The following is a 12338-nucleotide window of genomic DNA, read 5'->3' on the forward strand; positions in this document are numbered from 1 at the left end:
GCGACGCTTGGAACTGGCTCATCGCTCAACCAGAGCAAATCACTTCAATCGGGTCACGCAAATGGGCACAGGTCAATCAATGAAGCCGAGCGTATTAACGCGACGTGCGGGTTTGAATCGCTCAGCACACACCTAAAGCCCACAACATCATCGAAACGACCATCAAACCGATTCCATTCATCGTTCACAACACGCGCAAATCAGACGATCAGCGCTAGAGCGTGCTTAATTACAGATGAAACGAGGCGGGGTATGGGGAAAAGATCTATCCGCGCACCTTTCTCCGCACCGGCCTGGCGGATATAACGGCGGCATGTCCACGCAGTCACCTTTCGAGATCATTGAGGCCCAACGGGCCTTGGTCGCTCGCCTCGAGTCCGAGCTGGATCATGCGCGCGTTCAGCTGAACGGCATGGAGAAGATCTTTGATGCGATGCCGAGCCGGCGTCGCTCTCCTGCGCAGCCGAGCGCCGGCCGCAAGGACGAGACGGGGCAGCAGCCGACGTCGGGCGGCCGCCAGCCAGGGGCTATCTCCCAGCGCTGGCGGAAGGTGCTCCAGGTCCTCCACAAGGAAGGGCAGGTCTTCGACGCCAATCGGGTCGTCGAGGTGGTCAGGCACCTCGAGGGCCGTGTCATGAAGCCTTCGGAGGCCAAGCGCCTTCTTGAAGGGTATGTTGAGCACGGCTACGTCAAAAAGCAGGGTTGGACTAGCTTCCTGGTGACGGATGAGGCGGCCAATCGGTTCGCTTTCGCGGATCTGGACGAGATGCTTCAGCCGCATGGCGGATCGGTCGACCTGGTCGCGGCGCCGGCACCACCCGCACCGCCAGCGCCCCCGCCGCCTGTCGCCCAGGCCAATCCCTTAGACCTGCCGAGCGTGCCGCCGGCCCCTCCGCCTGCGCCCAACGCGCTTGCCCAGGTCCCGCCGCCTCCTCCTCCTTCAATCCCGCCGCCGCCGTCGGTGCCCAATGCGCTCGACGCCTTGGGTTCGCGCGCCGCGGTCGCTGCGCCGGCCGCACCGGGAACGCAGCAATTTTATGGGGGGGGCACCCCTCAGTGATGCCGATCAGCAAGCTTCGAGAAGGGGAGTACGACATCGTCGACTGGCCCCAGAACGAGGAAGAGCCGCAAGCCAAAAAGGCCCGCGGCTCATTCGCCGGTGGGAAGGGCGCGCCAACGCCCCAACCGCCCAGGAACCAACTTCACGCCCGTAGCCCGGAGCAGCAAAGGAGTATCCCGATGTGGCAAGCCGCCTTTAGAGCAGCTGCCCTGGGGATGTGACCGGTCTCGCGATCGGCGCATCCTCAGGGCTCTTTTCTACCACAATCACAAACATTTTGTCACCAGGTGTGACGGAAAGAGCATTCACATGCCTAAGAACACTCCTCGCCAGACGTCGCCCAAGGTCTCCACTCTCGCTGCCGGCGTGCTCGCCGGACGCGTGAAGCCGACAGCCGCCCAGGTCCGCACCCTCGCTGGTTCTGCGCTGGGCCAAGACCAGACGCCGGGGCAGAAGCCCAAGGGCCGCTAAGGGTTTGCCGGCGCGGCGTTCGCGCCGCGCCGGCGAGCTTTGTTCAGGTCTCCGCGGCGATCTTCGCGCGGTGGGCGGCCAGGTCCGTGCCGGCCTCCCACGCGCCCACTCTCGTCCGAAGGTTCGCCATGACCAGGGCGGCGAGGAACAGATCCAGCTGGGCGTCGAGCCAGCGCACCGGCGCCATGCCCAGGCGGCCGAGCCACAGCGCCTCGCGGACCGTCGCCCATTGCAAACTGTCCTCGTCGCGCAGGCGACCTTCGCTGGTTAGGCGGAGCCAGTAACTCCAAGGCAGCTCGCGGTCGCGACGATCAGAGTAGCCCGTGCGGAACGGCATTAGCTGATCGAGCGGCTGGTCGAAGCATTCAAGCAAGTGAACAGCTTGACACGCGAGCGCATCGACAAAAAGCGCTGGCGCACGCTCGGCAAGGCGGTGCGCCAACAGGCCCGTGCCATCGATGCGACGCCGAATGAACGCAACGCGATCGAGCGCGCGCTTGCCGCCTTGATGTTGGCTTGTGAAATGCGATCCTACCGGGAGGCGCGGAGCGCTCCTGGCCCGATCATCTTCGATCGCGGCATCCCCGATGTGGTCGGTTACCTACGGCTGTGCGGGTTACCCATACCGGCTCCAGCACTGCGCGCGGCCGAGCAGCGGCGCTATGCGAATAGGGTATTTATCGCACCCCCCTGGCCAGCCATCTTCGAGCAGGATGCGGAGCGCAAGCAAACGTTGGCGGAAGCCGAAGCCACTTTCCATGCGATGGTCGATGTCTACTGCGGCTTGGGCTACGAACTCGTCGCGCTCCCGCTGGTGCCAGTGGCCGAACGGGCGAGGTTCGTCCGCGAGCAGATCGCGGCATAATGCTGTCGCATAAGTGGCGACATACGCGACGCCGGGAAGTCAGAACTTTTTCGATGCGTCAGCTCATGGAACGCAGCCGAGACTTGCAGATTATAAAACCAGGCAGATAGTAATATTACTACGTTATTTGAGGAGATGATCAAATATCATAGTCAGAGTAGTATCAATAAAAATTGCGATAATTCTGTTTATTCACATCCCTGTAAGAAAACGCTTACTGTTATCCCCAAACCCTGTATGCTACTGCATACACGGTTTGGGGATACAGCATTTATCCACATGGTCCCGTTAGAATACTTGACAATAGATTCTCGGTTGTGTGATTCGCGATGTGGCTGGGGGTTGCTTAACTTGCCCAGCCCCGTTGAGACACACTCCGACAAGGCGCGCATGACCAACGTACCGCAACACGAGCATATCAAGTGGGCGCTTAGCGCTCGCGGCACCTCGCTGTCAGCGATTGCGCGCGCACTCGGCGTTGCGCCCACCTCCGTAACGATGGTCTGCAAGGGCCGAGGACGTTCACGGAGAATTGAAGAAGCCATCGCCGATGCCGCTGGCTTCACGCCAGCTCAACTTTGGCCCGCAAACTACCCCGATCAGCAAGGAGATACTGCATGACCAAGTAGTAAGGCCAAGCACCAAAGCCTGCGACTACGGACATGAAAAGGGGGCCCACTGCACGAACAGCGGAACCCCGGAAAGATCTAGGATCTCACACTCCTGATCTCCTTCATCCCGCCAGTCTTGTCAAGGCCCGGAGCGCTTCCGGGCACGCCTTGTCACGTCCGCCGCGGATCTCCCGGCGGGGAAGGAGAGACGCATGAAGCTTCCACCTAAGCCTGCCGCGCCCATGCCGACCAGCGCGCCGCACACAAGTACCAAAGCGGCCCGACGAAGCGAGCATAGGTACTATCCATCTCCTGTTCTGTGCATGTTGAGCGGCTTTCCCTGGCCGATGCCTGCATCGGCGCAATGATCGCCAAGTTCTGCGCTAGCGTTGGATACTGTCGCCTTATGGGACCGCCATCGGCCTGGCGGTTCTGGCGACATGCATCAGTTTGTTCTTCGATCGCAGTTCCGCCCGCACTGGAGACGCCTTGCTGCTTGCTGCAGCTTTGTGCGCGGGCGGTGCAGTGGCCTTGCATCAATTGCCGGTTCTGCCCGTCTGGATCAAACGGAGCAATTCCCGACCCTGATAAGACGCAATGCCTAAAACGGCCTTCTGCCCCGCCTTCCCAACCTGGCTCTTACTTGCTCGTTGCGGCCGCCGAACGGAGGCGGTGACGGGACCAGACGGGCAGAACCGAATCCGGTGGATTAAATAATTGTAACTTGGGTGTTTGGTCGCATTTTCATTGACAGCGAAATAGCCCATGCGAAGAAGCATCGCATTGATGCGACACGGGGGTGTTTATTCGTGAACTTACAGAGAAATTACCACCGCGAAGATATGCGATCCCGGCATGCCGTTGCTGATGTCTTCGCAGCAGCAGCCTGCGTGATCTGGCGGGCCGGGCGCACGATTTCGTGACCTGATCGCGGCGCGGTTGTCCGCGGCGCTGCAAGTTGCCACGACGTGCGGGCGACGCCGCGGCCGATCGGCTTTCGGCAACCCGCATGCGATGGTTTGCTCTATTGGCGGATGGGCAGTCTTCACCCTTTATGCAACCATTGTTTTTCACCGGCTCTATCGCCGGCGCATTGTTCTTGATATCGCCGAGCGCATTGTCGGCACAGGCATCGGGCGCCGACCACGCGAGGGATGCCGGCGTCAGCGCCCAAGGCTATCCCGAGCCCTTGCCGTTGACGCAGGAGCAGCAGCAGGTTGAGGCGCCGCCTGACGACAGCCTCGCCGCCGCGATCGTCCAGGCCTACCTCTCTAATCCGGTGCTCGCAGCAAGCCGCTACGACCTTCGCGCGAGCGACGACGAACTCGGCCTGGCGCTGGCGCAGGCGCGCGCGACGGTGCAGCTTCAAGTTGCCGGCCAGTACGACCTGACGCTCCCCGGGCGAGTCACGCAGGCCTCGCGCTCGCTCACCGACCGGCTGAACGATCCCAACATCGAGCGCAATGTCCTGACCACCAGTCTCGTCGCCGATCAACCGCTCTACACCGGCGGCAGGGTGAGCAGCGCGGTCGCGAACGCGCGTGCCGGGATCGAGGCCGGCCGCGAGGCCCTGCGGGGCGCCGAGGGCGACATGCTTGTCAACCTCATCGCCGCCTACAGCGACGTGCGGATGGATTCCCGCGCGGTCGCTATCCGCGAGACGAATGTGCGCGTCCTGGAAGGGATGCTGAGTGAAGTGATCGCCCGCCGGGAAGCAGGGGAACTCACGCGAACCGACATTGCTCAGGCCGAAACGCAGATGCAGGCCGCGCAGGTGCAACTCGATGCGGCCCGGGCCCAGTATGAGGCGAGCAGGGCCACTTTCGCGGCGATCGTCGGGCGCGAACCGGGCAATCTTGCACCGGGGCCGACCTTGCCCGGTCTTCCGCGAACGATCGATGCGGCATTCGAGATCGCGGAAGCATCGAACCCCGATTTGCGCGAGGCCATGGCGCGGGAACGTGCAGCGCGCGCGCAGATTGCCGCGGCCCGTTCGGAAGCGCGGCCTACCCTGTCATTTCAAGGCGTCGCTGGCACGAACGGACAAGCCGTGCCCTTCGATCGGCGCGACCATGACGTGACCTTTACCGGGCGCGCGACGCTCACGATCCCGCTTCTGGCCGGCGGGCGGGTGCGCTCGCTCGTCGCGCAGGCTCAGAACCGCGAGAGCGCGGATCGCCTGCGGATCGAGGCGGTGCGCCGGCAAATGGTGCAGACGATCATCAATGCGTGGAACCAGTGGGTGACCGCCGAGCGCAACGTCGCAACCCAATCGGTCCAGCTGGGCGCCGCGAAAGTATACTACGAAGGAATCTTCGAGGAGTATCGCGAGGGGCTGCGCTCGACCTTCGATGTGCTCTATGCGCAGAATTCGCTGCGCGAGACGGAGCTTGCGCTGCTTTCCAGCCAGCGGGACAGCTATGTGGCGCAGGCCTACCTGCTGCGCCAACTGGGCCAGCTCGAGGCGGGCCGCCTGGTCGAGGGCGCTGCGACGTATGATCCGGCCCAGTACACGCGCAAGGCGGCGGGGCGCAGCGGGATTCCCTGGGGCGGCGTGATCCGTGCGATCGATCGCCTGGGCGCGCCGGACGGCAAGCCGCAGTCCATGATTTCACCAACCGCTGTCGAACCCGCTGCGATACCGGCGCCGCCCGTATTCGCGCGCGAGAGGCCGCTGGCGACCACCGGGCCCGCCGCGACAACGAACAACTCCGAGAAGAATATCCCCGATGAGTAAAGCACATGTCTCCCCGCCGCCGGGCGGATCGGTTTCGAGGGACGACAGCGGCCTCATCGCCTTCGCGACCGTGCTGGCACTGCACCGGATCGCGGTCGATCCGCAGCAGTTGCGCCACAGCCTCGGCCACGACCGGGCAATCGAGGCCGATGACCTCAAGCGCCTTGCCAGGCGACAGGACGAGGTCCGCGCCAGGTCGGTGCGTGCCGGTTTCGACAAGCTGCGCCAGATGCCGCTGCCTGCGCTGGCGAACGGCCCTTCTGGCTGGTTCGTAATTGCGCGCGTGGCCGATGAGGAAGCCTTGATCCAGCCTCCCTGCCATTCGGCCGAAGGCGTGCAGCCGCAGATCATGAAGGTCGATCGGGCGGCACTGGAAGCGATGTGGTCGGGCGAGCTTCTTCTGCTGACGACGCGTGAAGGCATCGGCGGCGTCAGCCGTGCCTTCGACGTGAGCTGGTTCATCCCGCAGATCGTCAAGTACCGGCGGCTGATCGGCGAAGTGCTGCTGATTACGCTCGGGATCAATCTCCTGGGCCTGGCCGCGCCGCTGTTCTTCCAGAACGTGATCGACAAGGTCCTGGTCCACAACACCCTGGATACGCTGACGATCCTGGTCATGGGCTTTGCCGTGGTATCGGTCTGGGAAACCGCCTTTGGCTGGCTGCGCACGCGGCTCTATTCGGAGACGAGCCAGAAGATCGATGTGGAGCTGGGCGCCAAGCTGTTCCGGCACCTGCTGGGCCTCAACCTTGCCTATTTCGAGGCGCGGCGGGTCGGCGACGTCGCCATGCGCGTGCGTCAGCTCGAGACGATCCGCGAGTTCCTGACCAATGCCTCGCTTACCGTGCTGGTCGACCCGATGTTCACGGTCGTGTTCCTGGTCGTGATGTGGTTCTATTCGGTCAAGCTGTTCCTCATCACGGTACTGGCGATTCCATGCTACATCGCGGTCGCCGTTTTCATCACCGGTCCCCTGCGCGCACGGATCGAGGAGAAGTTCGAGCGCTCGGCCGCCAACAATGCTCTTCTCGTCGAAAGCATCGGCGGGATCCAGACGGTGAAGGCCGGGGCGGTCGAACCTCAGTGGCAGGACCGGTGGGAGCGCCAGCTTGCCGGTTACAGCTTCGCCTCGCAGAAAGTCATCAACCTCGGCAATACCGGCAGCCAGCTGATCCAGCTGATCTCCAAGCTCAACATGGTGCTGATCCTCTACTTCGGGGCCAGGGCGGTGATCGACAAGGACATGACCGTCGGCGGGCTCGTCGCCTTCAACATGTTCGCACAGCGCGTCTCAGGGCCGGTTATCCGCATGGCGCAGCTCTGGCAGGACTTCCAGCAGGTGCGCATCGCCATTCTGCGGCTTGGCGACGTGCTCAACCAGGCGCAAGAGCCTGGGACGGGAAGCCGGGTCGCCCTGCCCGACCTCAAGGGCGCGGTTTCGTTCGAGGCGGTGAAGTTCCGCTATGGCCTCGATGGCCCCTGGACGCTCGAAGATATCGACCTCACCATTGCCGCGGGCACGACGCTTGGGATCGTCGGCTCTTCGGGATCGGGCAAGTCGACGCTGACCAAGCTGCTGCAACGTCTCTACGTGCCCGCCTCGGGGCGTGTCACCATCGACGGCGTCGACATCGCCCAGATCGATCCGGCATGGCTGCGCCGGCAGATCGGCGTGGTGCTGCAGGAGAACCTGCTGTTCAACCGCACCATCCGCGAGAACATCGCGCTCTCCAATCCGGCGATGGGAATCGAGAAGGTCATGGCCGCCGCCGAGCTTGCCGGCGCGCATGAATTCATCGTCAAGCTGCCGCAGGGCTACGATACTCCGGTCGAGGAACGCGGCACCAACCTCTCGGGCGGCCAGCGCCAGCGGCTCGCCATCGCCCGCGCGCTGGTCAACCAGCCCCGCATCCTCATTCTCGACGAGGCGACCAGTGCGCTCGATGCCGAGAGCGAGGAGATCATCCAGCGCAACCTCAAGGCGATGGCGGCAGGGCGCACCGTCATCATCATCGCCCACCGCCTCTCCGCCGTGCGCCAATGCGACACCCTCATCACGCTCGAGGGAGGCCGGATCGTCGAGCGCGGCAATCACGAGCAGCTCCTGCGCGCAGGGGGGCGCTATGCCGACCTGCACCGGCGCCAGAGCGGGGGCATCTCGGCATGAGCGGATGGCGCCATCATTGGGAAGTCCTGAAGGAAGCCCTGCGCACCGAGCGCGAGCGGGCCAGGACTTTCATTCCCTCGGCCGAGGCGGACTTCCTGCCCGCCGCGTTGGAAGTGGCCGAGCGGCCGGTTTCGCCGACCGCGCGGGTGACGGCATGGGTGCTGCTGATCGGCCTTGCGCTGACGATCGCCTGGACCGTGTTCGGGCGCGTCGACGTCGTCGCCTCCGCGCCGGGCAACCTGATCCCGACCGGCAATACCAAGCTCATCCAGTCGCCCGGCGCCGGGGTGGTGCGGGCGATCCATGTCCGCAACGGCGACGTGGTGCGCAAGGGGCAACCGCTGCTCGATCTCGATCCGACGCTCACCGGCGCCGACCTTGCCCAGGCGGAAAAGGCGCTGGCGAGCGCCGAGCTGGAGATCGCGCGTGGGCACGCGATCGTTGATGCCCTCTCCGGCCAGGGCCTGCACTTCGTCGCGCCGGAGGGAACGCCCTCGCAAGTCGCCGAAACCCAGCGCCGCCTGATCGCGGCGCAGCTGGCGGAGATCGAGGCCACCACCGCCAGCCTGGCGTCCGCCCGTTCCTCGGCGCTTTCCGACGCGCAAGGCGCGCGGGCGCAGGCGGCGCGCCTTGCCGATACCGTGCCGCTGCTCGACAGGCAGATCGAGCGGATGAACCGGCTCGATGCCAAGGGCTACGCGCCGGGCCAGCGCCTGCTCGAACTGCAGCGCCAGCGCCGGCAGGAGGCGGGCGACCGCGAAGTCGCGCTCACCCAGGTCAGCCGGGGCCTTTCGGAGGCCGGCAAGCTTGAGCAGCAGATCCGCGAAACCCGCGAGCAGGCGCGCCGCACCGCATTGACCGATCTCGCCAAGGCCGAGGCCGACGCCATCCTGCGGCGCGAGGAAGTGACCAAGGCCCGCCAGATGAGCCGCTTCCAGCGCCTTGTCGCGCCAGTGGACGGCACCGTCCAGCAGATGGAAGTCCACACCCTGGGCGGCGTGGTGGAAGCCGCCAAGCCGCTGATGGCGGTGGTGCCCTCGCGCGGCGGCCTGGAAGTGGAGGCGCGCATCCTCAACAAGGACGTCGGTTTCGTGCGCACCGGCCAGGACGCGGCGGTCAAGCTCGAGGCGTTCCCGTTCACCCGCTACGGCACGGTGCCGGGCCGCGTGCGTTCGATCAGCCGCGATGCGGTGCAGGACAAGGACCTGGGCCCGGTCTACATCGCCACGATCACCCTTGAGCGCGCCCACATCGACGCCGACGGCCGCCGCTACCCCCTTACCCCCGGCCTGGCCGCCACCGTCGACGTGCGCACCGGCACCAGGGCCATCATCAGCTATCTGCTCAGTCCGCTACAGACCAGCATCGCGCAGGCGGCGAGGGAGCGATGAGGTCGAAATTCGGGGTGCGCGAAATGGTGATCGGTATGACCCGATGCAGATGGCCGGAAGTAACCGGTGAACGGATTGTAACATCTTGAAGAATATCTGTTTGTTCTTGCTCTTTCGACATCTGCCGAGCTACAGTCAAAATCGGAATCGGGGTGGATGTGCATGGCGCGGCGGCGTTGAAGGGGGAGCACTTGCGTGAGTGAAGCCAGTTTGCAGTGCAAAGCGCGGGCATGATGCGTCGGTTTGCTGCCGGGATCGTCACGGCCGTAACCCTTCTGCTGCTCCCGGCCTGCGCAAGTAGCAACAGCTACATGGGCATTCCTCTCAGCTACATGGGCATTCCTCTCTTTGCAGGTCAGGTCGCTCCCGAATTGCAGCAACTCGCCGCACGCGCGCGAGCCGGGGACAAGCAGGCGCAGTTGGATCTCGGCATCGCCTTTGAAGAGGGGCACGGGGTGGAGCAAGATTTGGGGAAGGCTCGGGATCTTTACCGCCTCGCGGCTTCGGACAGTGGCGGGCCAGTGTGGGTGTATGTCCCGTCAGTAGGAAATGGAACCAAGGGACGGGTCATGCAGGTAGACAGAGGTCCGAAAATGTCAGGGCTGGCCGAGGCGAAGGCAAGACTCGATTTGCTCGCAAGAATTTCGGAATAGGATTGAGATGGCTTTCATTTCCGACAACGTGAACTTCCGTACCTACGATCCAGAACGCGGATTGGAACTCTTCGCCGCATTGCATGCCCCCAATTCGACTCTTGCGATTATCGACGAAACTCATGTTGGCAAGTTGATAGATAGTTGCAATATTATCGCGTTTAACCGGAACTGCACAAATACTAAATTACGTCTTTTCCAGCTCTTTTTGGAGAACGGAAGATGAGCTGGATTACCGATCAATCAAATAATAGAACTTATGATTCAGGGAAAAACCTTGAGCTTTTTTTTGTGTCTGGCGGCTCAGGTGGCAGTCAGTACCTAGAAATTCGTGGCGAACATTTTTGCCTACCCTTCTCTGCCTCGCTAATTGCGGAGCCCATAACCTCCCTAGAGCGGCAGAATTTGGGTGTACCTGACGCCGGAGTGTGGCGTGTTTACGGAAAACTGACGCCAGAGCAACGAGCTATGATCGTTGAAGCTATGTCTGTGACAAAGATGGGGCATGGTTTCTCTCCCAGAAATTTGCCTTATTTCGTTCGGTTTGAGCCCAAAGGGGAGCTTTACGGTGTCTGATCTTACTTACCAGGAAGCAATCGCCGAACTGAATGCGCTCAAATCACGGCCAGGAGCGCCGCCCACGCTGGCTGAACTGCAGTCCATTGTAGCACGTACGCGCGTGACCCTTGCCGATGCGACTTTGGCTGCGGATCGTTCTGGCGCAGTTCAGGGCGCAATCCTTTATTCTGGTGGCGTCAATGGGCAGGTGAGTACCAACGATCTCGCAAAGGCCTTGCACGCAGTCGACCCGTCGCTCGCAATCATTGATGAAACTCACGTAGGAAAGCTTCTCGCCTCAACTTCGTTCGCAAACGAGGCCGTAGCAGCCCTAATGAGGGAAAATCCGGCGCTTTCTGAAATTGACGCGCGCACGTTCATAAATAGCACGAGCGGCGGCTTTTGGTCCAACGCCTCTGAGCGGTTCGCAGATGCTAATGCCAACGGCAAGATTGTGGCGCTTGTTCCTAATCCGACGGGCTTCGATCCATCGCGGATTTTCGGCAACAACGAAATTAACACCCTTATGCAGGGTGGCGGGACCGGGACTATCAATGGCATCCCGCTCAGTGAATTGCGTCTTCGCTACAATGCGCTGGCGAGCGCGGACGGCACCTCAAGCGCGCTGGAAGACATTGCTCGTGTTGTTTCCGTAAAGTCACTTTCCGACAGCTGGGCGAACATTTCGCTAGATACGAGTGGCGGCACGATGCGTGCACAGTTCAGCTCGGCATTTTTTGAGAACGTCGGCATTTCGAATGGTACACTAACCAGTGCCGGGTACTCCGCAACTCAGGCAAAGCCGATGTTTTCGGCTATTGCGGAGGGCAAATGGCTAGACGCGAAGAATGTAGGAATTGCCTTTAACAAGGCAACTTATCTGGGGGCCCTCGCGCGGGCGGGAAAAATTGCTGGACCAGTTGGTGACCTCATAGAATTGGGGGTCTTGACCGGAACGGTGGTCGGCCTGCTCAACGCGGGCGATAGAGATGGCGCTGCGCGTGCAGCAGCGACGGGCCTCGCTTCCATTGGCGGCGGTGCACTAGCTGCGAGCGCTGCTGCAGCTTGGGCTGCGCCATTACTGGCAGGTGGTCCCGCAGGCTGGGTTGCATATACGATCGTTGTCGTCGGAGCAGGCGTTGCTGGATCGGAGGCGGGGCAGTACGTCGCTGACCGCGCTTATACCCTGTTCACGCAGACGTTGCCCGATTACTATAACCGGACTGGCGGCAACCCAATTGTTTGGCTTGCTGATGGACTCGGCGCCTATCACAATTTCATCATGGTCACGTTGCCTGATGGAATCGAGTATGCCGCTCGGATCACCAAGCAGTTGATCAATGGTGAGATAGATATTGTCAAATTCTTCACTCCCGGGAGTGAAGATATTGTTCAGGGTGAGATCATTGTCTCGGCTAACCGCCGGACCGGTGAGACCAGTTGGTCTATCAGCGGAAACGTTGGCGCTCTTCAAAATGTTCCGGAGTTGGCAGCAGGTCTCGCCGCGGTCCTCCTCGACTTTGCCCGGAGCGGACACGATCTAAGCGTATCGGGTTCTGGAGGTGAAAATGTTTCAGGATCAACACCCTCCACCCTTGGACAAGCAAGAACTTCTTCCGGCCCCGTTACCTCCGGTAACGTCGCTACGCCAGTCTTTAAGAAGAATTCCGACGGCACAATCACGATCGGCAATTTGACGGCCAAAGCTGTGGGTACGGATAGAAACGGCGGTCTTGTCATCGAACAGATGGATGGAACGCTATCCACCGGCATTCTCGTTGAGATTGACCGAGTCGATCGATTCGTTGAGACGCTGCGCGAGACA

General features: G+C 62.1%; 10 protein-coding genes. 9 read left to right on the forward strand and 1 reads right to left on the reverse strand.

Annotated elements, in window-relative coordinates:
• Window positions 1-313 precede the first annotated feature (313 nt).
• Together BM052_RS20020 and BM052_RS20025 are read left to right on the forward strand one after the other, a co-directional pair.
• On the forward strand, window positions 314-1060 hold the full coding sequence (locus BM052_RS20020; protein ID WP_091149109.1) for a hypothetical protein: 747 nt from the start codon (window positions 314-316) through the stop codon (window positions 1058-1060).
• A 309-nt stretch (window positions 1061-1369) separates the two neighbouring features.
• A complete protein-coding gene (locus tag BM052_RS20025) occupies window positions 1370-1531 on the forward strand; it encodes a hypothetical protein (RefSeq protein WP_177198549.1) in 162 nt (53 codons plus the stop codon).
• A 43-nt stretch (window positions 1532-1574) separates the two neighbouring features.
• On the opposite strand, the gene BM052_RS17900 is transcribed toward BM052_RS20025, so the two are convergent.
• Window positions 1575-1904 carry a hypothetical protein gene (locus tag BM052_RS17900; RefSeq protein WP_091149112.1) on the reverse strand — a complete coding sequence of 110 codons (330 nt, stop codon included), beginning with the start codon at window positions 1902-1904 and terminating at the stop codon, window positions 1575-1577.
• 9 nt (window positions 1905-1913) lie between these two features.
• On the opposite strand from BM052_RS17900, the gene BM052_RS17905 reads away from it, so the two are divergent.
• From BM052_RS17905 to BM052_RS19680, 7 genes are all read left to right on the forward strand, one after another.
• Window positions 1914-2396, forward strand: coding sequence for an AAA family ATPase (locus BM052_RS17905; protein WP_255406248.1), 483 nt, complete (start codon window positions 1914-1916; stop codon window positions 2394-2396).
• A gap of 390 nt (window positions 2397-2786) precedes the next feature.
• Entirely contained in the window at window positions 2787-3017 is a 231-nt protein-coding gene (locus tag BM052_RS20475; protein WP_177198550.1) for a helix-turn-helix domain-containing protein, read from the forward strand.
• A 1089-nt stretch (window positions 3018-4106) separates the two neighbouring features.
• On the forward strand, window positions 4107-5744 hold the full coding sequence (locus BM052_RS17915) for a TolC family protein (RefSeq protein WP_177198551.1): 1638 nt from the start codon (window positions 4107-4109) through the stop codon (window positions 5742-5744).
• Window positions 5737-7911 (forward strand): type I secretion system permease/ATPase, encoded by a 2175-nt coding sequence (locus tag BM052_RS17920; protein ID WP_091149118.1) that lies wholly within the window; start codon window positions 5737-5739, stop codon window positions 7909-7911. Before BM052_RS17915 ends, BM052_RS17920 begins: the two co-directional genes overlap by 8 nt.
• Window positions 7908-9302, forward strand: a complete 1395-nt coding sequence (locus tag BM052_RS17925; RefSeq protein WP_091149120.1) for an HlyD family type I secretion periplasmic adaptor subunit — start codon at window positions 7908-7910, stop codon at window positions 9300-9302. The genes BM052_RS17920 and BM052_RS17925 overlap by 4 nt, the downstream gene beginning before the upstream one ends.
• Window positions 9303-9613: 311 nt before the next feature.
• Window positions 9614-9955: an SEL1-like repeat protein gene (locus BM052_RS17930; RefSeq protein WP_143084890.1), complete on the forward strand. Its 342-nt coding sequence runs from the start codon at window positions 9614-9616 to the stop codon at window positions 9953-9955.
• A gap of 222 nt (window positions 9956-10177) precedes the next feature.
• Entirely contained in the window at window positions 10178-10531 is a 354-nt protein-coding gene (locus tag BM052_RS19680) for a hypothetical protein (protein ID WP_143084891.1), read from the forward strand.
• Window positions 10532-12338: the final 1807 nt, after the last annotated feature.

Origin of the sequence: Novosphingobium sp. CF614 (assembly GCF_900113255.1) — a bacterium.
In the GTDB taxonomy this organism is placed as follows: domain Bacteria; phylum Pseudomonadota; class Alphaproteobacteria; order Sphingomonadales; family Sphingomonadaceae; genus Novosphingobium.